This window comes from Yersinia kristensenii, from assembly GCF_900460525.1.
Taxonomy (GTDB): Bacteria; Pseudomonadota; Gammaproteobacteria; order Enterobacterales; family Enterobacteriaceae; genus Yersinia; species Yersinia kristensenii.
The window spans coordinates 3,363,908-3,383,922 of the sequence record NZ_UHIY01000001.1; the positions used below are offsets into that span (position 1 = coordinate 3,363,908).

Genomic DNA, 20,015 nt, shown 5'->3' on the forward strand with positions numbered 1-20,015 from the left:
TCAGACCGGGTTTTTTTATGGCTTACGGGCGATTAATACCGCTCTGAGTGGGGCCGGATAACCTTCTACGGTTTTAGTGGGATCATTGGGGTCAAGGAATTCAGCCAATGACTCGCTGGTCATCCAATCGGTGCGGCGCTGTTCATCGGTGGTCGTCACGGCCATATCGGCGATTCTGACATCGACAAAACCGCATTTTTCCAACCAAGCTTTTAGGGCCGGGGCCGACGGGATAAAATACACATTGCGCATCTGAGCATAACGATCACCGGGCACCAATACTTGCTGGCTATCACCTTCGACCACTAAAGTCTCAAGCACCAGTTCTCCGTCACTGACCAACTGATTTTTAAGCTGATAAAGATGGTCCAGCGGTGAGCGCCGATGATACAGCACCCCCATGGAAAATACGGTATCAAAGGCCGCCAATTCCGGCAGTTGTTCAATACCCAGCGGCAGCACATGGGCACGTTGGTCGCCGCCCAGCAACTTGCGAATGGCTTCAAACTGGCATAAAAATAGCTGCATAGGGTCGATACCCACGGCCAAATGAGCACCTTCGCCAATCATGCGCCATAAGTGATATCCGCTGCCGCACCCGACATCCAGAATAGTGCGGCCCGCCAGTGGGCTAATGTGCGGCAATACCCGCTGCCATTTCCAGTCGGAACGCCATTCGGTGTCAATATCTAACCCATACAATGAGAATGGGCCTTTGCGCCAAGGCATCAGCGCGCGCAACATGTTTTCCATCCCCTCACGCTGGCCCGCTGAAATTGGCGGCGACATTTCTGCTCGCACACCTTCGCGCAAATCCAGTGAGGTTGGGGTGAGTTGCGGTAAGTGTTCAACGGCGTTAAACCAGGTTTTAAATTTACCGTGTAATGATTCGCGCTGCCAGGCACTGAGCTGGGCGGGCAGGGTGTCTAACCATGGGCTTAGCGGGCCTTTGGCAATCAGCCGGTAAAAATCGCCAAATTCGATCATTGGGCCTCTCCCGCTTTCAGGGCAATTAATGAACCAAAATTAAAGCATTGGAACCAGACTTCTGCATGTTCGAAACCGGCCAGGCGCAGGCGATTTTTATGGGTTTCAACCGAATCCGTCAGCATGACATTCTCCAGCATGCTGCGCTTTTGGCTAATTTCCAGTTCGCTGTATCCATTCGCGCGTTTAAAATCGTGATGCATATTGAATAATAACTCGCCAATATCGCTATCTTCAAAGTTGAATTTCTCAGACAACACCAACGCGCCTCCTGGACGTAACCCTTGATAGACCTGGTTAAGCAGCCGCTGGCGATCCGCAGGTTCAAGGAATTGCAGGGTGAAGTTAAGTACCACCATTGAGGCATTCTCGAGCTGAATATCCAAAATATCGGATTCCACCACTTCCACCGGTGTTTCGGCGCGGAAAGCATCGATATGGCGGCGGCAACGTTCAACCATCGCCGGTGAGTTATCCACGGCAATGATTTTGCAACCTTCGGCTTTAATATTACGGCGCATTGACAGTGTAGCCGCTCCCAATGAGCAGCCGAGATCGTAAATCTGGCTATTGGGCTGCACAAAACGCTCCGCCAACATACCTATCATTGAGATGATGTTGGAATAACCGGGCACCGATCGACTTATCATATCAGGGAAGACTTCAGCGACCTTTTCGTCGAAAGTCCAGTCACCTAACTGGGCGATAGGGGCAGCAAACAGGCTATCACGCTGTGGCGCTACTGGCCCAGACTGATGCTGCTGCACATCGTTTAAAGATTGAGTGTCGCGTTTTGGCATAACTGTCATTGGCATTAAGTAAGGAATGAAAGGAACAGGAAATTTAAGGCGCATATTATAACAGAAAACAGAATAGATGAGCGCGATAAAGCACGTGTGAATAGCAGATAGGGGAGGGCAGGCATGAAGGCGGCAATTAGCCGCCCGAACTAACTGTGTTCCGTTTGGGAACCGAGCAACAATCCGAACAGGCCTATTAGGTCAGGCTGAAAATCTGATCCCAAGGCAAATAATAAATATTTGCAATAATCATCAAAACCAAAGAAACATAGGTGGCACTCATCCCAGAGCGACGCCAGCGAATTTCGCGATGACGTAAACCATAATAATGTAGCAGGCGGCCAACTATCAGCATTAATCCACAGATATGAAGCATCCATGTCTCAGCGCCATTCATTTCCATCATAATGAGTAAAATGACAGCAATAGGAATGTATTCTACGGCGTTGCCATGTACGCGGATGGCGGTTTGTAATTCATAAAAACCACCATCGCCGTAAGCGACTCGGTACTGATGTCTCAATTTAACCACATCAAATGAAAGCTTGATCAATAACAGTGCGCCCAACACGACATAAAGCGAGCTAACCATTTTCAACTCCATTGCCCAACCATAGACTGGCTTAATGATGATAACCGCCTACCGGGCTACTGTCGCTAGAAAAATGGTGGGAATCACATTTCTTGATACTCGGTTTAGTGTTGGGAAAGATGAACTTGCGAAACAATGATCGACATTGCCTGCTGATAGTGATGCATTCGGCTGAAAAATGTACAAGCAGGCCTAAAACAGAGTGTCTTGCTCTGGCCAATCAGGAACTGGCGGTAAGTTGGCAATGACGGTGGCTAATTGTTGCCAAATCTTTTGCGCCTGCAGGGGGGAGTCACTGTTATCAGGCGTATGAATGAAAACATAGGGTTGATATTGCTGTTCCCACAGCGGCAGTTTTTGTAGCCAAGGTGCAAATAGCGCTAAATTATCATCTAATTGATCGCCACCGATAAAGCGTACCAACGGTTGACGGCCAGTGACGATAGCATGTACCGGCAGGCGCGGCTTCTTGCTTTGTGCCTCCCGAACGGCTTCAGTGTGGGGTTTGGCTGCATGAATCGGGCGGCTATCGAGCATCACTCGGTTGACTGCTCGCTGGTGTAAGCCCTGATTGAGTGCGCGTTCTGCATCCCCTTTGGCAAAAAAATCGGGGTGACGGACTTCCACGCCATAATGGAAACCTGTCGGTAATTTATCGAGAAATTGCCATAAACGGGTGAGCTGATTTGGCCCGAAAGCCGCGGGTAACTGCAACCATAATTGGCCAATACGGTCATGCAAGGGAGAAAGGCATTGGTAAAAAGCCTGTAGCTCTTTATCGCAATCGCGCAGGGCCGCCTGATGGCTGATTGTCGCGGGGAATTTAAAACAAAAATGGAAGTTTTCGTGCGTCATATCGCGCCAGCGCTGCACAATCTCCGGTCGGGGCAATGCATAAAAAGTGGTGTTCCCTTCAACACAGTTAAAGTAGCGGCTGTAATCAGCCAAGTCCTTGATCCCCAACCGGTTCCAGGTTGGGTGGTGCCATTGCGGCAGTCCAATATACATCTTTTACCCTTCTTACTTGGCGCTACAGCGTTGTTAGCTGCATTCACGCACCCGAATCACTGACTTGTGTCAGTTCATCGGGATTTATTCATTTGCTGCCTAGCTGTAACACCAATTAATTTGGGTAAACCTTCCTGGCGCTACAGCGTTGTTAGCTGCATTCACGCACCCGAATCACTGACTACCCGTTGATCTTAAAATAAATAGACTCATCGGGATTCACTTACTTGCTGCCTAGCGGTAACGCCAATTAGTTTGGATATTCCATTGCTACCAGACGTTGCCGCGTTGTTAGCACAAATTTAACGTTAAGCGCTTAGGGCTGCAAGGATCTCGGTGCTGCTGCGTACGCGGGAGATGCGCGGGAAGATTTTTTCAACCGCGAACTGCTGCATTTCGGTGCTGGCGGTACTGCAACCATCTTCTGCAATCACTAACTCATAACCGTGTTCCCAAGCGGCACGGGCGGTGGATTCGACACCAATATTGGTGGCAATTCCTGCCAGTACGATGGTTTTGATCCCCCGGCGACGTAGCTGTAAATCTAAATCGGTACCATAAAACGCGCCCCACTGATGTTTTACCACTTTAATATCTTCATCTGTGACCGCGAGTTCCTCCGGAAAAGTCCACCACGACTCAGGTAAACCACCGGCCGGGCTTGGGCTTGGCTGGTCGACCGGTTGTTTCAGTGCTTCAGCAAATGAATCTGACCAACCGACGCGCACGAAGACCACCGGTGCACCGAGCTGGCGAAATCGTGCTGCCAGGTGAGCATTGGTCGCGATAACCTGTTCGGCACTGTACGGGCCTTTGGCGTAGGGTAAGATCCCCTGCTGTAAATCAATCAATACCAGCGCGGTGGTTTTTGCATCAAGTTTCATGGTGTTATGCCTCGATATCATTTGGGTAAATTCCGGATGACAGACTTAATCTGCTGACCAGTTTATGCCAACATATGTTATCGGGTAGCCCCTATGAGGGGATAATTTTGTTAAATGATGTGTGAAAACCGTCCCGAAAGAGATTTTGTCGTGCCAGAGCGCTACGTTCGCTCTTATCTACGCCATGAATTTCCTTTATAATGACTCACTTTTTTCAACACTTTTTAATCCAGAATACCTAAGAAAACAGCCGCACGGACAGTACATAACGCGTGCGGCATCGGCTGAGTAAAAGGATATCGTATGCGTACTGAGTATTGCGGGCAGTTGAATCTGTCTCATGTAGGCCAAGAAGTGACACTTTGTGGTTGGGTTAACCGTCGTCGTGATCTCGGTGGCCTGATTTTTATTGATATGCGCGACCGTGAAGGCATTGTTCAGGTATTCTTCGATCCCGATCATAAAGCCGCTTACGAACAAGCTTCTGAACTGCGTAATGAATTTTGTATCCAGATTACCGGTACCGTGCGCGCACGTCCTGACAGCCAAATCAATAAAGATATGTCTACCGGTGAAGTAGAAATTTTTGCCAATGCACTGAATATTATTAACCGTTCAGAACCATTGCCACTGGACTCTAATCAGACCAACAGTGAAGAACAGCGCCTGAAATATCGCTATCTGGATTTGCGCCGCCCTGAAATGGCCGATCGCTTGAAAACTCGCGCAAAAATCACCAGCTTTGTCCGTCGCTTTATGGACAGCCATGGTTTCCTTGATATTGAAACCCCGATGCTGACCAAAGCAACGCCGGAAGGCGCTCGTGATTATTTAGTGCCAAGCCGCGTACATAAAGGCAAATTCTATGCATTGCCACAGTCACCACAGCTATTCAAACAACTGCTGATGATGTCCGGCTTTGACCGCTATTATCAGATTGTAAAATGTTTCCGCGATGAAGATTTACGTGCTGACCGTCAGCCAGAATTTACCCAGATAGATGTTGAAACCTCTTTCATGACCGCCGATCAAGTGCGTGAAGTGATGGAGAAACTGGTGCGCGAATTGTGGCAGGAAACCAAAGGTGTGGATCTGGGTGATTTCCCGGTAATGACCTTTGCTGAAGCTATGCGCCGTTACGGCTCTGATAAACCTGATTTGCGTAACCCAATGGAATTAGTGGATGTCGCGGACCTGGTGAAAGAGGTTGAATTTAAAGTCTTCTCCGGCCCGGCCAATGATGCCAAAGGCCGCGTAGCGGCACTGCGAGTACCGGGTGGCGCACAGGTAACGCGTAAGCAAATTGATGAATACGGTCAGTTTGTCAGCATCTATGGCGCGAAAGGTTTGGCATGGTTGAAAGTCAATGACCGTGCTGCGGGTGTTGAAGGTGTACAAAGCCCAATTGCAAAATTCCTCAGTGCAGAGGTGTTGGAAGCTATTCTGGCCCGTACTCAGGCTGAAAGCGGCGATATTCTGTTCTTTGGTGCTGACAGCTACAAAATTGTGACTGATGCCATGGGGGCATTGCGCCTGAAAGTGGGCCGCGATTTGGCATTGACTAAGTTGGGGACATGGGCACCGCTGTGGGTTGTAGATTTCCCAATGTTCGAAGATGACAGCGAAGGCGGCTTGACCGCAATGCACCATCCGTTCACTGCGCCGAAAGACATGAGTCCGGAGCAATTGGCCGCGGCACCGACTACCGCCATCGCCAATGCTTACGATATGGTGATTAACGGTTACGAAGTTGGCGGCGGTTCTGTGCGTATCCACCGCACTGAAATGCAGCAGCAAGTGTTTGGTATTCTGGGCATCAATGAACACGAACAGCGCGAGAAGTTTGGCTTCCTGCTGGATGCATTGAAATACGGGACACCGCCACATGCCGGTCTGGCTTTTGGTCTGGATCGCCTGGTGATGCTGTTGACCGGCACGGATAACATTCGCGATGTTATTGCCTTCCCGAAAACTACCGCTGCGGCTTGTCTGATGACGGACGCGCCAAGTTTTGCTAATCCAGCTTCACTGCAAGAGCTGTCTATCAGCGTGGTAGCGAAGAAAGGGGCAACGGATAGCACGGAAGAAGAGAATCAGTAATGAATTATATATACCCAATAGATTTCAATATGCAGGAAGGCGGCAAGCAAGAGAAACCCGATGAGCTTACACCGGTAAGTGATTCGGATGATTGAGTGCAGCCAACACACTTGCAGTTTGAAAGATGACGGGTATAAGCGGCCCGAATCAATACTGGCGGTGATCTACGCCAAAAACAGTGGTCGGGTGCTGATGCTGCAACGGCGTGATGATCCTGATTTTTGGCAGTCGGTCACCGGCAGCCTGGAAGGTGATGAAACCCCGTTGCAAACCGCGCAGCGCGAAGTAAAGGAAGAAGTCGGCATTGATATACTGGGTGAAAATCTGGAGCTGTTCGACTGCCAGCGCTGTGTGGAATTTGAACTCTTTGTGCATTTGCGCCGTCGCTATGCGCCGGGTGTTACGCGTAATAAAGAACATTGGTTCTGTTTGGCGTTACCCGAAGAGCGAGATGTGGTGATTACCGAACATCTGGCTTACCAGTGGTTAGATGCTGCGGATGCCGCAGCATTGACCAAGTCCTGGAGCAATCAGCAAGCGATAGAAGAGTACGTTCTTTATTCAGTCTAGTTAGACTATTTTGGAGATACTGATTTATGGCAGGTCATAGTAAATGGGCCAACACAAAACACCGCAAAGCGGCACAGGATGCCAAACGCGGTAAGATTTTTACTAAAATTATTCGTGAGCTGGTAACCGCGGCCCGTTTGGGTGGTGGTGATCCCGGTGCCAACCCGCGTTTGCGTGCGGCTATTGATAAAGCGTTGTCGAATAACATGACACGCGACACCCTGAACCGCGCTATTGCCCGTGGTGTGGGCGGTGACGAAGATAACAACATGGAAACCATCATCTACGAAGGCTATGGCCCCGGCGGCACTGCCGTGATGGTTGAATGCTTGAGTGATAATCGTAACCGTACCGTATCTGAAGTTCGCCATGCATTCACCAAAACCGGTGGTAACCTGGGGACTGATGGTTCTGTTTCTTATCTATTCACCAAAAAAGGTGTCATTTCATACGCACCGGGTTTAGAAGAAGATGCGGTGATGGATGCGGCATTGGAAGCCGGTGCTGATGATATCGTGGTCTATGATGACGGTGCTATTGATGTGTTTACCGCTTGGGAATCTCTCGGGGCGGTGAAAGATGCACTGGATGCCACTGGTTTGGTCGCGGAAGGCGCTGAAGTCTCTCTTATCCCATCAACTAAAGCCGATTTGGATGCAGAGACTGCACCAAAACTGCTGCGCTTGATTGATATGCTGGAAGACTCGGATGATGTGCAAGAGGTTTACCATAACGGCGAGATCTCTGATGAAGTGGCAGCAACCCTGTAATTCAGTCTGATTTTAGGTCTATTGCAGCTTGAAATATGACGGGCATAACACTGGCTGCGTTTTGTGGCCAGTGTCATTAGCAGTACTTGAACAAGGTGAATAAACTGGTATGGCGATCGTATTAGGCATCGATCCCGGTTCTCGTGTCACCGGTTATGGCGTCATCCGCCAACAAGGTCGCCAGCTTACTTATCTGGGCAGCGGTTGTATTCGCACTGTCGTTGACGATATGCCGACTCGCCTGAAGTTGATTTATGCCGGTGTTACTGAAATTATCACCCAGTTTCAACCCGACTTTTTTGCTATCGAACAAGTGTTTATGGCAAAAAACCCGGATTCGGCTTTAAAACTGGGGCAAGCGCGCGGCGCGGCGATTGTCGCGGCAGTCAACTTGAATTTGCCGGTTTCCGAATATGCGGCTCGGCAGGTTAAACAGACCGTGGTTGGCACTGGCGCGGCGGAAAAAAGCCAGGTTCAGCACATGGTGCGCTCACTGTTGAAACTCCCTGCGAACCCTCAGGCTGATGCCGCCGATGCATTGGCCATTGCCATAACTCATTGTCACCTTAGCCAAAATACCTTGCGACTGGGTAATGACCAAATGGTGCTGGCGCGTGGTAGGCTCCGTTGACTGGTATTTTAATGCGAGCAGATTAACTGTTATACCTGTCATCTTTCAAGTTGCAGGTGTGTTGGCTGCGCTCGATAACCCGAATCACTTACTTATGTAAGCTCATCGGAATTATCCCGCTTGCCGCCTTCCTGCATCTTGAAATCTTTTGGGTATACTGTAGGCTGGATATCCATCCAGCCTTTTTTATGCTATAAACAGCCATTATGTTTATACCCGAATGTGGGTAAACGAGGAGAAAGTCAACGTGATAGGGCGCCTCAGAGGTATCATTCTGGAAAAACAGCCACCCTTGGTGCTGCTGGAAACAAACGGTGTTGGCTATGAAGTCCAACTGCCAATGACCTGTTTTTATGAGCTGCCAGACTTGGGGCAGGAAGCCATTATCTTTACCCAGTTTGTGGTGCGCGAAGATGCCCAATTGCTGTACGGTTTCAATGATAAGCAGGAACGGGCGCTGTTTCGTGAGTTGATAAAAGTGAACGGTGTGGGGCCAAAACTGGCGCTGGCCATTCTCTCTGGCATGTCAGCACAACAGTTTGTGGCGGCGGTTGAACGGGAAGATATCACCACTCTGGTGAAATTACCGGGTGTCGGCAAGAAGACAGCTGAGCGCTTGGTGGTTGAAATGAAAGACCGCTTTAAAGGCCTCAATGGTGACTTGTTCAATAATACGGGTGATATTCAGTTACCCGCCAGTAGTTCGTCACAAATCTCTGATGCCGATATCGAAGCAGAAGCCGCTTCTGCGCTGGTGGCTTTAGGTTATAAACCACAAGAAGCCAGCCGTTTAGTGAGCAAAATCGCTAAACCGGGCGCTGATTGTGAAACCCTGATCCGTGATGCTTTGCGTGCCGCGTTATAGGTAGAGGTAGATAATGATTGAAGCAGACCGCCTGATTTCTGCGGGTGTTATCAGTGATGAAGAGAGTATTGATAGGGCTATTCGCCCGAAACTATTGGCAGAATATGTCGGGCAGCCCCATGTCCGTGAGCAAATGGAAATCTTCATTCAGGCGGCGAAACAACGCGGTGATGCGCTGGATCATGTGCTGATATTTGGCCCCCCGGGACTAGGCAAAACCACCTTGGCAAATATTGTGGCGAATGAGATGGGGGTGAATCTGCGTACCACCTCAGGCCCGGTATTGGAAAAAGCGGGTGACTTAGCTGCCATGCTGACCAATCTTGAGCCGCATGACGTATTATTTATTGATGAAATCCATCGGTTATCACCCGTGGTTGAAGAAATCCTCTATCCGGCAATGGAAGATTATCAATTAGATATCATGATTGGTGAAGGCCCGGCGGCGCGTTCAATCAAACTTGATTTACCGCCATTTACCTTGATTGGCGCGACGACCCGTGCAGGGTCATTGACCTCTCCATTGCGCGACCGATTTGGTATTGTTCAGCGGCTTGAATTTTATCAAGTCGCTGACTTAGAACACATTGTGGCGCGCAGTGCTAAGTGCTTAGGTCTGGAGCTAACCGCGGAAGGGGCACATCAATTAGCTCGTCGCTCACGCGGGACACCGCGTATCACCAACCGCTTGTTACGGCGCGTGCGTGATTTCGCTGAGGTCAGGGCTGATGGTGCTATCAACGGAGATGTAGCGATGAAAGCACTGGATATGCTGAATGTCGATGCCGAAGGTTTTGATTTTATGGACCGCAAACTCTTGCTGGCCGTTATCGATAAATTTATGGGCGGCCCTGTGGGGTTGGATAATCTGGCGGCGGCGATTGGTGAAGAACGAGAAACTATCGAAGATGTGCTGGAGCCATATTTAATCCAACAAGGGTTTATTCAGCGCACCCCCCGCGGGCGTATTGCCACCAATCATGCTTATAAACATTTTGGTATCATCCGCGAAGAGTAAGCCTCTTTAATGCCGGGTTGTGCGATGGACAGCCCTGATGAAGGTTATTTTCAAGCAACAGTCTTCTCAATGAGCACTGTATTTATCACTCGGCTATCCGCGTGCCTTTTGTGACAGACTCAGGATGAACATCACAGCGGCACAAAGCACGACGGAAGGGCCTGCTGGGGTGTCATAGAAAGCAGAGAAAGTTAAACCGCCTGTCACCGCGACAATGCCAATAGCAATAGCAATAGCGGCCATTTGTTCTGGTGTTCGGGCAAAACGACGTGCGGCAGCGGCTGGGATTATCAGCAGGGAAGTGATAATCAGTGCGCCGACGAACTTCATCGACAACCCTATGGTCAGCGCGGTCACCAGCATCAGTAGCATCCGAACACGCTCTAAGTTCACACCGTCCACATGGGCCAGTTCCGGGCTGATGGTCATTGATAGCAATGATCGCCATTGCCAGCACAATATCCCCAGCACCACGACTACTCCAGCAGCAATGAGCCCGATATCACTCAGCGTCACGGAAAGCAGGTCGCCAAACAGATAGGCCATTAAATCGACTCGCACGTTATGCATCAGGCTAACCACCACCAGGCCTAAAGATAATGCGCTATGAGCCATAATTCCGAGCAGCGTATCGACAGCTAACTGTGGGCGGCGTTCTAACCACACCAGAATGAGTGCCAGTACCATGGTCATCACGATCACGGCATAAAATGGGTTCACATCGAGCAATAAACCGAATGCAACACCCAATAATGATGCATGCGCTAAGGTATCGCCAAAATAAGACATCCGCCGCCAGACGACAAAAGACCCCAGAGGGCCAGCCGCCGTTGCCAGCAACACACCTGCTAACCAGCCAGGCAGCAATAATTCAATCATGCGTCCCGGCTCCCATTGTTTTTCAAAATAATCTTTCCGTGCAAATCGTGGCGATGATTATGGTGATGACGGTAAACCGCTAATTGCTCTGCTCCGCGATTACCAAACATGGCGATAAACTCAGGATGAGTGGAAACCACTTCTGGTGCACCGGAACAACAAATATGTTGGTTAAGACATAATACTTCGTCAGTTTTAGCCATCACTAAATGCAGGTCATGGGATACCATCAAGACGGCGCAGCCGAGTTCTCTGCGTAGCTGCTCAATTAAGTCATACAGTGCTAATTGACCATTAACATCAACGCCTTGTGTTGGCTCATCTAACACTAATAACTGTGGACGATTCAATAATGCACGGGCTAAGAGAACACGTTGGTTTTCACCGCCGGACAGTTTTTGCATCGGTTGGTCTAATAGGTGTGCAGCATGTACTCGTTTCAGAGCCGGTAAAATATCGACTTTCTTAACACCCGGTTTCAAGCGCATAAAGCGGCTCACTGTTAGCGGCAAGGTCGCATCCAGATGAAGCTTTTGTGGAACATAGCCAATGCGCAAACCTGGCTCACGAACAAGAGTGCCACTGGTGGGGGCAATTAACCCCAATACCACGCGAACCAGTGTTGATTTGCCCGCGCCATTTGGGCCAAGCAGGGTGAGAATTCTTCCTGGGCGCAGCGAAAGGGAAATATCATTTAATACCCGTCGACTATCGAAAGTGACGGATATTTTATTTAGTGTGACCAATGTGGACATTATGATTACGTTTGCAGAACCGAGTGAATGTTATAATATTACGCCTTAGCGATCCAAACGTCGAGAGTTCATATTATGTTACATAAAAACAAGTGGTTGAAGCGGGCAATTTTGGGCAGTGTAATTTTAGCGGCCAGCCCATTTAATATTGCCTCTGCTGCGGTCGTTACATCAGTGCGTCCGTTAGGTTTTATCGCCGCAGCCATTGCTGATGGCGTATTACCCACTGAAGTATTGCTGCCCGATGGCGCATCGCCACATGATTATGCTCTGCGTCCATCAGATGTCCAGCGGTTACGCAGCGCTGACCTGGTTATTTGGGTTGGGCCGGAAATGGAAGCTTTTTTAGCAAAACCGTTGACGCAAGTTGCTGATAACAAAAAGATATCCCTGGCACAGTTACCTTCAGTTACGCCTTTATTGATGAAAGGTGATGAAAATGGGGATCATGAAGGGACAGATGAAAGGCATGATCATGATCATGCAAAAGATAATCATAGTGATGAGCACCGCCACGGTGAATATAATATGCATATTTGGTTGTCCCCAACCATCGCTAAACAATCTGCAATTGCTATTCACGACAGATTATTGGAACTTATGCCACAAAATAAGGACAAACTAGATGCAAACCTGCGCCGATTCGAGGATCAACTAGCGCAAAATGAAAAAAATATTGCTACTATGCTAAAGCCTGCCCAAGGTAAGGGATACTTCGTTTTTCATGATGCTTATGGCTACTTTGAAAAACATTTTGGCTTGAGCCCGTTGGGGCATTTTACAGTCAATCCCGAAATTCAACCTGGTGCGCAGCGTTTACATCAAATTCGAACACAGTTGGTTGAGCATAAAGCGGTATGCGTTTTTGCTGAGCCACAATTCAGGCCAGCCGTCATTAATGCTGTCGCCAAAGGAACAGACGTGCGTTCAGGCACCTTAGATCCTTTGGGGAGTGGCATAGTATTAGGCAAGGACAGCTATGTGGACTTTATGTCTCAGTTGTCGAACCAATACGTGAGCTGCCTGAAGTAAGATTAAAAGGATACTCATAAGTGCAGCAGATAGTCCGAACTATCACTTTGGCATATAACAATCTCCCTCGACCCCACCGCATCATGCTGGGGTCGTTGACTGTAATGACACTGGCCGTAGCCGTTTGGCGGCCTTTTGTTTATCATTCTGAGCATGAACCTGTCGCTAAAAGTGTTGTATTAGATACCAGCCAAAGCCGTGTTTTACTTCCCGAAGCCAGTGAACCTATTGATCAGCCAACCCCTGATGATGAAATCCCACAAGACGAATTAGATGCTAAAGATGTCAGTGAAACTGGCGTTCATGAGTACGTGGTCTCGACTGGCGATACTCTCAGCACAATTCTTACCCAATATGGCATTGATATCTCTGATGTTTCCTTGTTGGCGACTCAAAACCGTGATTTGCGTAATCTGAAGATCGGACAACAAATCTCCTGGACAGTCAATGACACTGGTGATTTGCAGCGCCTGACATGGGAAGTTTCTCGTCGTGAAACCCGCACATATGACCGCGTAGGTAATAACTTCAAAGAAACAAAAGAGTTACAGAAAGGTGAGTGGACCAATGCGGTTCTCACCGGTCGGCTTGACGGTAGTTTTGTGACCAGTGCTAAAAAGGCCGGTTTGACGGGCGCAGAGATTCGCGCTGTGACAAAAGCATTACAATGGCAGTTGGATTTTGCCAAACTGCGTAAAGGCGATCAGTTCGCAGTGTTGATGTCCCGTGAAATACTGGATGGCCGCAGTGAGCAAAGTCAACTGGTTGGGGTGCGTATGCGCTCTGGTGGCAAAGATTATTACGCTATCCGCGCCGACGACGGTAAGTTCTATGATCGGCTAGGTTCTGGGCTGGCGCGTGGTTTTATGCGTTTTCCTACGATGAAGCAATTCCGGGTCTCGTCTAACTTCAACCCTCGCCGGATTAACCCGGTAACAGGGCGCATTGCACCGCATAAAGGGGTGGATTTTGCGATGCCGGTGGGCACCCCGGTGCTTGCCGTGGGTGATGGCGAAGTTGTTATTGCTAAACGCAGTGGCGCAGCGGGTAACTATGTTGCTATCCGTCATGGCCGCCAATACACCACGCGTTATATGCATTTGAAAAAATTACTGGTGAAGCCAGGCCAAAAAGTGAAACGTGGTGATCGCATCGCATTGTCAGGTAACACCGGTCGTTCTACTGGCCCGCATCTGCATTATGAATTTTGGATGAACCAGCAAGCTGTTAACCCATTGACCGCTAAGTTACCGCGTTCAGAAGGATTAAGTGGTAAAGATCGCAGCGATTATCTGGCCATTGCCAAGCAGGTCATTCCGCAGTTGCAACTGGATTAATAGCTCGCCGGTAGCCATAAATTTGCGCTACCGGCGCGTTTATACCCCGCGGTATATTATTAGCTCACCGCCCATTCCAAGAGTTTCCCATGCATAAAGAGAAAAACGACGCAGCTGGTTTTATTCCGGTATTTAAGAAATCTTTCCTACATCCCCGTTTTTGGGGGGTGTGGTTAGGGGCTGGGGCAATGGCAGCAATGGCTTATGTCCCACCGAAAGTGCGTGATCCGTTATTGGCTCGGGTCGGGCGTCTTGCGGGTAAATTTGCTAAAAGTGCCCGTCGCCGAGCGCGCATTAACCTTCTTTATTGTATGCCTGAGCTGCCAGAAGCAGAGCGCGAACATATTATTGATCAAATGTTTGCGACCGCAGCCCAGCCTTTAATGATGATGGCCGAACTGTGTTTTCGTGATCCGAAGAAAGTGTTATCTCGAGTTCATTGGCATGGGCTAGATATTCTTGACGGCCTGCAACAGCAGGAGCGCAATGTTATTTTATTAGTGCCCCATGCCTGGTCGATAGATATTCCCGCCATGTTGTTAGCTGAGCAAGGTAAGCCGGTTGCTGGCATGTTCCATCATCAACGGAATCCATTAATTGATTACTTATGGAACAGTGCGCGCTTGCGGTTTGGTGGTCGTATTCATGCTCGAGAGAGTGGTATTAAGCCGTTTATTAGCTCAGTGCGTCAGGGTTTTTGGGGATATTATTTGCCCGATGAGGATTATGGCCCAGAGCAAAGTGAGTTTGTTGATTTCTTTGCGACCTATAAAGCGACGTTACCGGCCGTCGGGCGGTTGATGAAAGTCTGTCGTGCGGCGATTGTCCCCATGTTCCCAGTCTATAATTATCGTGAACATCGGCTTGATATCTATATTCGTCCACCAATGGATGATTTGACTGGTGCCGACGATGTTTATATCGCGCGCCGGATGAATGAAGAAGTTGAGTTGTTGGTTAAACCGAATCCGGAACAATATACCTGGATTCTAAAACTACTGAAAACACGGCGAGAAGGCGAGATAGAGCCCTATGTCCGTAAGGATCTCTAAGGTCGCTAGTTGAATTTAGTTGAATAGAAACAAAAAAAGCCCGCTATTGATGAGCGGGCTTTTTGTTTCTAATTAAAGATTACTCAACGCGGATGATGCGGCTGGTATTGGTGGTACCAATCGTCCCCATAACATCGCCTTGTGTGACGATAACTAAATCGCCAGATACCAGGAAACCTTTATCTTTCAGTCGATTAACTGCTTCGGTTGCGGCAAGAATGCCATCAGTATGGGTATCGCAATACACTGGCGTGACACCGCGATAAATAGCCGTCAGGTTCAAAGTATGGTCATGACGCGACATTGCAAAGATTGGCAAGCCGGAACTGATACGTGACATCATCAACGCCGTGCGGCCTGATTCAGTCATCGCAATAATCGCTGTGATGCCTTTCAGATGGTTTGCTGCATACATGGTCGACATCGCAATCGCTTCTTCGACATTGTCGAATTGCACATCAAGGCGGTGTTTGGACACATTGATACTTGGGATTTTTTCTGCACCGAGACAAACACGCGCCATGGCGGCAACCGTTTCAGCCGGATACTGGCCCGCTGCCGTTTCGGCTGACAACATGACCGCATCTGTGCCATCCAATACGGCGTTAGCCACGTCCATCACTTCTGCGCGTGTTGGCATTGGGTTGGTTATCATTGACTCCATCATCTGGGTTGCAGTGATAACCGCGCGGTTTAGCTGGCGAGCCCGGCGAATCAGTTTTTTCTGAATACCGACTAACTCAGGGTCACCGATTTCGACACCCAAGTCACCACGGGCAACCATCACGACATCTGAGGCTAGAATGATATCGTCCATGGCTTCATCTGTCGCCACGGCTTCAGCACGCTCAACTTTTGCGACAATTTGCGCATTGCAGCCGGCATCACGGGCCAAACGGCGAGCATAATTTAAATCTTCGCCGGTACGAGGGAAAGAGACCGCCAGGAAATCCACACCAATTTTGGCGGCAGTAATAATGTCGGCTTTATCTTTTTCTGTCAGTGCTTCGGCAGACAGGCCGCCACCTAACTTATTGATACCTTTGTTATTAGAGAGCGGGCCGCCGACAGTCACTTCGGTGAACACTTTCATGCCCTGAACTTCAATAACTTTTAATTGTACGCGGCCATCGTCCAGCAACAGGATGTCACCAGGAACAACATCTGCCGGTAATCCTTTATAATCGATACCAACTTTGTCTTTATCGCCTTCGCCTTTTGCCATATTGGCATCAAGCAAGAATTTATCGTGCACGTTAAGGAAGACTTTTCCTTCCTTAAAAGTAGATACCCGGATCTTAGGACCCTGTAAATCGCCAAGAATAGCTACATGGCGCCCCAATCGGGCAGCAATCTCACGGACTTTATTGGCCCGCAATTCATGATCTTCAGCACTACCATGGGAAAAATTCAGGCGGACTACGTTAGCACCCGCAATAATAATCTTTTCCAGATTATTGTCGCGGTCAGTAGCCGGCCCCAGTGTAGTAACAATCTTGGTCCTTCTGAGCCGTCTGGACATCTCTTACTCCGTTGACTGATGAAGCATGGTGTTGTTAAAACAGCGGATAATCAATCCGATAGTAAAATGTAATTAAGTTACAAATTTTACGACGATGCATTTGTGACAGTTATGTTTGCGATAACAACTTTTTACAACAACGTATTACCACAACATAGTGTCATTTATGTTATCCGCTTGCGACTGTAAAACAATTGATGCGCAAAATGGCCCATGCGGATTCCATTTACACATCAATGACCACATTACAAAAGCGAGCTGTTTAGGACTTGTTGACTCCAATGTTTTAAGAGTCAAACACATATTATCTTTTAATGGTACGTCAAACTTTCACCACAGAAGATGCGCTAACACAAAACAAAGCAACTTCTGTCTTCAATGCTCTTTACTTTTTGACTGGTTTAACTTTTTAAGGTTACTCGCCACTATTGACCCGTGGTGAACCTTTGTCGAAACGCGACTCTTTCAATGCGTCTTTCACTCGCTTCAGGTTATCCCTGAATTTAGCCCCACGACGCAGAGTAAAACCGGTTGCCAACACGTCAATTAAGGTCAATTGAGCAATACGGGACACCATTGGCATATACATATCAGTATCTTCCGGCACGTCCAGTAACAGCGGTAATGTTGCTTCATTAGCCAGCGGAGTATCGCGCGAGGTAATGGCAATCACTGTGGCATCGTTTTCACGGGCGAGTTGTGCCAGCTCAACCAGGCTTTTTGTGCGCCCAGTGTGAGATATCAATACCACCACATCACCTTCGTTGGAATTCATGCAACTCATGCGTTGCATTACGATATCATCGAAATAAATTACTGGGATATTAAAGCGGAAGAATTTATTCATGGCATCATGGGCTACAGCGGCCGATGCGCCAAGGCCGAAGAACGAAATTTTCTTCGCTTGTGTCAATAAATCGACCGCTCGGTTGATCGCGGCAATATCTAAATTATTTTTCGCCATATCCAAGCTGGCCATGGTCGATTCAAATATTTTCCCCGTGTAAGCGGCTACACTATCATCCTCTTCGACGTTCCGGTTCACATAAGGTGTGCCATTTGCCAGACTTTGTGCCAAATGAAGTTTAAAATCAGGAAAACCTTTGGTGTCTAGTCGACGGCAAAAGCGGTTTACCGTGGGTTCGCTGACATTCGCCAATTTGGCCAGTGTGGCAATACTTGAGTGGATGGCAGTTTGTGGGGAGGCGAGGATCACCTCGGCGACTTTCCTTTCCGATTTGCTCAGGAGGTCCAGATTATTTTGGATATTTTCCAGCGTATTCATATAACGAGAGTCACCCATGGGTTTTACCGATTTCATTTAAAGGAGAAATCTATGTCGGTTTAATGAAAATATACTACGAGCTGGAACCCGTTGGCAGAGACATCTGGTGAGAAGTCACTCTTTTTCACCAGAATATGACCTGTGTCTAATTTTCATAATGGTAAATAGTTGTCAAAAACGTCATAAAATTACATTTTAAAGTTGCGCGGCCTGATTTGACGCGGCCTGCCACTCTATCGAGTGTTTTTTAACCTTTTTTGGCCCACTTTTATCTGGGTTTACTGGCTATAGTCAAAGAGAGTACATTAGTAATGTAAGAAAATTACAAATATCCTGCAACGAGGAGAATAACATGGCGGTAACTAATACAGCCCAGGCAGCCCAGGCATGTGATCTGGTGATTTTCGGCGCTAAGGGCGATTTGGCTCGTCGGAAACTGTTGCCTTCCCTTTACCAATTAGAGAAAGCGGGTCACATCCACCCTGATACACGGATTATCGGCGTAGGCCGTGCCGATTGGGACAAAGACGCGTACACAGCCGTGGTAAGGGAAGCCCTCGATACCTTTATGAAAGAGACGCTGGATGATGAATTGTGGCAAAAACTCAGTTCTCGCCTCGATTTCTGTAATCTGGACGTCAATGACAGCAAACACTTTGCCAAATTGGGCAAAATGCTGGATCAAAAAAATCGCACCACCATTAACTACTTCGCGATGCCACCGAATACCTTTGGGGCCATTTGCAAAGGGTTGGGCGAAGCGGGTCTGAATAAAGAGCCAGCACGGGTGGTAATGGAAAAACCTTTGGGGAAAGATTTGGCTTCCTCACGGGTGATTAATGATCAGGTCGCTGAGTATTTCAACGAATGCCAGGTTTACCGTATCGACCATTATTTAGGTAAAGAGACAGTATTGAACCTGCTGGCCCTGCGTTTTGCCAACTCACTGTTTGCGTCGAACTGGGATAACCGCACCATTGATCATGTGCAGATTACTGTTGCAGAGGAAGTCGGTATTGAAGGGCGTTGGGGCTATTTTGATCAGGCCGGCCAGATGCGCGACATGATCCAAAACCACTTGCTGCAAATCCTAACCATGATTGCCATGTCGCCACCGGCAGATTTGAGTACCGACCGTATCCGTGATGAAAAAGTGAAAGTGCTGCGCTCGCTGCGCCGTATTGATCACACCAATGTGCGTGAAACCACGGTTCGGGGTCAGTATACGGCCGGATTTGTGCAGGGTAATAAAGTCCCTGGCTATCTGGAAGAAGAAGGGGCGAATAAGAGCAGTAACACCGAGACATTCGTTTCTATCCGGGTCGATATTGATGACTGGCGCTGGGCCGGTGTGCCGTTCTACCTGAGAACCGGTAAACGCCTGCCAAGCAAATGTTCTGAAGTGGTGGTGTATTTTAAAAACCCTGCGTTGAATCTGTTCCGTGAGTCTTATCAGCAATTACCACAGAATAAACTGACTATCCGTTTGCAGCCAGATGAAGGCATCGAAATTGAAGTGCTGAATAAAGTACCAGGTCTTGAGCATAAGCACCGTCTGCAAACCACTAAGCTTGATCTCAGTTTCTCCAAAACCTTTAACGAGCAGCATATTGCTGATGCTTACGAACGTCTGCTGTTGGAGACGATGCGCGGTATTCAGGCCCTGTTTGTGCGCCGTGATGAGGTGGAGGAAGCTTGGAAGTGGGTTGATTCCATCATGGATGCATGGGCTGCTGATAATGAGGCTCCAAAGCCTTATCAATCTGGGACATGGGGCCCTGTGGCGTCGGTGGCCATGATTACCCGTGATGGCCGCTCATGGAATGAATTCGAATAAATATTTAGGTTATGACTATACCCTAAATAATTTGAGTTGCAGGAAGGCGGCAAACGAGAGAGTCCCGATGAGCTTACATCAGTAAGTGATT

At 48.5% G+C, this 20,015-nt stretch carries 19 protein-coding genes; 10 read left to right on the top strand and 9 right to left on the bottom strand.

The features are described 5' to 3' along the window. Positions 1 to 15 precede the first annotated feature (15 nt). The 5 genes from cmoB to DX162_RS15435 form a co-directional block, all read right to left on the bottom strand. Positions 16 to 987, bottom strand: coding sequence for a tRNA 5-methoxyuridine(34)/uridine 5-oxyacetic acid(34) synthase CmoB (gene cmoB / locus DX162_RS15415; RefSeq protein ID WP_032819889.1), 972 nt, complete (start codon positions 985 to 987; stop codon positions 16 to 18). After that, positions 984 to 1,787 (bottom strand): carboxy-S-adenosyl-L-methionine synthase CmoA, encoded by an 804-nt coding sequence (cmoA, locus tag DX162_RS15420; RefSeq protein ID WP_032819888.1) that lies wholly within the window; start codon positions 1,785 to 1,787, stop codon positions 984 to 986. The genes cmoB and cmoA overlap by 4 nt, the downstream gene beginning before the upstream one ends. A gap of 196 nt (positions 1,788 to 1,983) precedes the next feature. Then, entirely contained in the window at positions 1,984 to 2,379 is a 396-nt protein-coding gene (locus tag DX162_RS15425; RefSeq protein WP_032819887.1) for an MAPEG family protein, read from the bottom strand. A 192-nt stretch (positions 2,380 to 2,571) separates the two neighbouring features. After that, positions 2,572 to 3,387 (bottom strand): DUF72 domain-containing protein, encoded by an 816-nt coding sequence (locus tag DX162_RS15430; RefSeq protein ID WP_004390705.1) that lies wholly within the window; start codon positions 3,385 to 3,387, stop codon positions 2,572 to 2,574. Positions 3,388 to 3,695: 308 nt separating this feature from the next. Continuing rightward, positions 3,696 to 4,271, bottom strand: coding sequence for a hydrolase (locus tag DX162_RS15435; RefSeq protein ID WP_004390704.1), 576 nt, complete (start codon positions 4,269 to 4,271; stop codon positions 3,696 to 3,698). A 303-nt stretch (positions 4,272 to 4,574) separates the two neighbouring features. Between DX162_RS15435 and aspS the strand changes: the two genes are divergently transcribed. The 6 genes from aspS (at position 4,575) to ruvB (ending at position 10,225) form a co-directional block, all read left to right on the top strand. After that, positions 4,575 to 6,371: an aspartate--tRNA ligase gene (gene aspS / locus DX162_RS15440; protein WP_004390703.1), complete on the top strand. Its 1,797-nt coding sequence runs from the start codon at positions 4,575 to 4,577 to the stop codon at positions 6,369 to 6,371. An 87-nt stretch (positions 6,372 to 6,458) separates the two neighbouring features. Next, the gene (nudB, locus tag DX162_RS15445) at positions 6,459 to 6,941 is read left to right on the top strand and encodes a dihydroneopterin triphosphate diphosphatase (protein ID WP_004390702.1); all 483 of its coding nucleotides are present in this window, start codon (positions 6,459 to 6,461) and stop codon (positions 6,939 to 6,941) included. Positions 6,942 to 6,967: 26 nt separating this feature from the next. Next, on the top strand, positions 6,968 to 7,711 hold the full coding sequence (locus tag DX162_RS15450; RefSeq protein ID WP_004390701.1) for a YebC/PmpR family DNA-binding transcriptional regulator: 744 nt from the start codon (positions 6,968 to 6,970) through the stop codon (positions 7,709 to 7,711). Between the two features lie 109 nt (positions 7,712 to 7,820). Continuing rightward, complete coding sequence (gene ruvC / locus DX162_RS15455) at positions 7,821 to 8,342, top strand: crossover junction endodeoxyribonuclease RuvC (RefSeq protein ID WP_004390700.1); 522 nt, start codon at positions 7,821 to 7,823, stop codon at positions 8,340 to 8,342. 247 nt (positions 8,343 to 8,589) lie between these two features. Then, positions 8,590 to 9,207, top strand: coding sequence for a Holliday junction branch migration protein RuvA (ruvA, locus tag DX162_RS15465; RefSeq protein ID WP_032819886.1), 618 nt, complete (start codon positions 8,590 to 8,592; stop codon positions 9,205 to 9,207). A gap of 13 nt (positions 9,208 to 9,220) precedes the next feature. Then, positions 9,221 to 10,225 carry a Holliday junction branch migration DNA helicase RuvB gene (ruvB, locus tag DX162_RS15470; RefSeq protein WP_004390698.1) on the top strand — a complete coding sequence of 335 codons (1,005 nt, stop codon included), beginning with the start codon at positions 9,221 to 9,223 and terminating at the stop codon, positions 10,223 to 10,225. A gap of 93 nt (positions 10,226 to 10,318) precedes the next feature. On the opposite strand, the gene znuB is transcribed toward ruvB, so the two are convergent. Both znuB and znuC read right to left on the bottom strand, forming a co-directional pair. Beyond that, on the bottom strand, positions 10,319 to 11,104 hold the full coding sequence (gene znuB / locus DX162_RS15475) for a zinc ABC transporter permease subunit ZnuB (protein WP_032819885.1): 786 nt from the start codon (positions 11,102 to 11,104) through the stop codon (positions 10,319 to 10,321). Beyond that, on the bottom strand, positions 11,101 to 11,859 hold the full coding sequence (znuC, locus tag DX162_RS15480; protein ID WP_004390696.1) for a zinc ABC transporter ATP-binding protein ZnuC: 759 nt from the start codon (positions 11,857 to 11,859) through the stop codon (positions 11,101 to 11,103). The genes znuB and znuC overlap by 4 nt, the downstream gene beginning before the upstream one ends. A gap of 75 nt (positions 11,860 to 11,934) precedes the next feature. Between znuC and znuA the strand changes: the two genes are divergently transcribed. The 3 genes from znuA (at position 11,935) to lpxM (ending at position 15,280) form a co-directional block, all read left to right on the top strand. Further along, the gene (gene znuA / locus DX162_RS15485) at positions 11,935 to 12,891 is read left to right on the top strand and encodes a zinc ABC transporter substrate-binding protein ZnuA (RefSeq protein ID WP_004390695.1); all 957 of its coding nucleotides are present in this window, start codon (positions 11,935 to 11,937) and stop codon (positions 12,889 to 12,891) included. Between the two features lie 20 nt (positions 12,892 to 12,911). Then, positions 12,912 to 14,228, top strand: a complete 1,317-nt coding sequence (gene mepM / locus DX162_RS15490; RefSeq protein WP_032819884.1) for a murein DD-endopeptidase MepM — start codon at positions 12,912 to 12,914, stop codon at positions 14,226 to 14,228. Between the two features lie 89 nt (positions 14,229 to 14,317). After that, positions 14,318 to 15,280 (top strand): lauroyl-Kdo(2)-lipid IV(A) myristoyltransferase, encoded by a 963-nt coding sequence (lpxM, locus tag DX162_RS15495; RefSeq protein WP_098080825.1) that lies wholly within the window; start codon positions 14,318 to 14,320, stop codon positions 15,278 to 15,280. A gap of 79 nt (positions 15,281 to 15,359) precedes the next feature. Here lpxM and pyk read toward each other — a convergent pair whose 3' ends face one another. Together pyk and DX162_RS15505 are read right to left on the bottom strand one after the other, a co-directional pair. After that, positions 15,360 to 16,802 (bottom strand): pyruvate kinase, encoded by a 1,443-nt coding sequence (gene pyk / locus DX162_RS15500; protein WP_004390692.1) that lies wholly within the window; start codon positions 16,800 to 16,802, stop codon positions 15,360 to 15,362. 415 nt (positions 16,803 to 17,217) lie between these two features. Then, on the bottom strand, positions 17,218 to 18,087 hold the full coding sequence (locus DX162_RS15505) for a MurR/RpiR family transcriptional regulator (RefSeq protein WP_032819923.1): 870 nt from the start codon (positions 18,085 to 18,087) through the stop codon (positions 17,218 to 17,220). 352 nt (positions 18,088 to 18,439) lie between these two features. Here DX162_RS15505 and zwf point away from each other — a divergent pair, with 352 nt between their 5' ends. Next, the gene (zwf, locus tag DX162_RS15510) at positions 18,440 to 19,924 is read left to right on the top strand and encodes a glucose-6-phosphate dehydrogenase (RefSeq protein WP_004390690.1); all 1,485 of its coding nucleotides are present in this window, start codon (positions 18,440 to 18,442) and stop codon (positions 19,922 to 19,924) included. Positions 19,925 to 20,015 lie beyond the last annotated feature (91 nt).

Bases quoted from the DNA above. Each gene is read 5' to 3' on its own strand.
- ruvC (WP_004390700.1), top strand. From the start codon at position 7,821: ATGGCGATCGTATTAGGCATCGATCCCGGTTCTCGTGTCACCGGTTAT.
- nudB (WP_004390702.1), top strand. From the start codon at position 6,459: ATGATTGAGTGCAGCCAACACACTTGCAGTTTGAAAGATGACGGGTAT.
- pyk (WP_004390692.1), bottom strand. From the start codon at position 16,802: ATGTCCAGACGGCTCAGAAGGACCAAGATTGTTACTACACTGGGGCCG.
- znuA (WP_004390695.1), top strand. From the start codon at position 11,935: ATGTTACATAAAAACAAGTGGTTGAAGCGGGCAATTTTGGGCAGTGTA.
- DX162_RS15505 (WP_032819923.1), bottom strand. From the start codon at position 18,087: ATGAATACGCTGGAAAATATCCAAAATAATCTGGACCTCCTGAGCAAA.
- lpxM (WP_098080825.1), top strand. From the start codon at position 14,318: ATGCATAAAGAGAAAAACGACGCAGCTGGTTTTATTCCGGTATTTAAG.
- cmoB (WP_032819889.1), bottom strand. From the start codon at position 987: ATGATCGAATTTGGCGATTTTTACCGGCTGATTGCCAAAGGCCCGCTA.
- znuB (WP_032819885.1), bottom strand. From the start codon at position 11,104: ATGATTGAATTATTGCTGCCTGGCTGGTTAGCAGGTGTGTTGCTGGCA.
- DX162_RS15425 (WP_032819887.1), bottom strand. From the start codon at position 2,379: ATGGTTAGCTCGCTTTATGTCGTGTTGGGCGCACTGTTATTGATCAAG.
- znuC (WP_004390696.1), bottom strand. From the start codon at position 11,859: ATGTCCACATTGGTCACACTAAATAAAATATCCGTCACTTTCGATAGT.
- zwf (WP_004390690.1), top strand. From the start codon at position 18,440: ATGGCGGTAACTAATACAGCCCAGGCAGCCCAGGCATGTGATCTGGTG.
- ruvB (WP_004390698.1), top strand. From the start codon at position 9,221: ATGATTGAAGCAGACCGCCTGATTTCTGCGGGTGTTATCAGTGATGAA.
- DX162_RS15450 (WP_004390701.1), top strand. From the start codon at position 6,968: ATGGCAGGTCATAGTAAATGGGCCAACACAAAACACCGCAAAGCGGCA.
- cmoA (WP_032819888.1), bottom strand. From the start codon at position 1,787: ATGCCAAAACGCGACACTCAATCTTTAAACGATGTGCAGCAGCATCAG.
- DX162_RS15430 (WP_004390705.1), bottom strand. From the start codon at position 3,387: ATGTATATTGGACTGCCGCAATGGCACCACCCAACCTGGAACCGGTTG.
- aspS (WP_004390703.1), top strand. From the start codon at position 4,575: ATGCGTACTGAGTATTGCGGGCAGTTGAATCTGTCTCATGTAGGCCAA.
- DX162_RS15435 (WP_004390704.1), bottom strand. From the start codon at position 4,271: ATGAAACTTGATGCAAAAACCACCGCGCTGGTATTGATTGATTTACAG.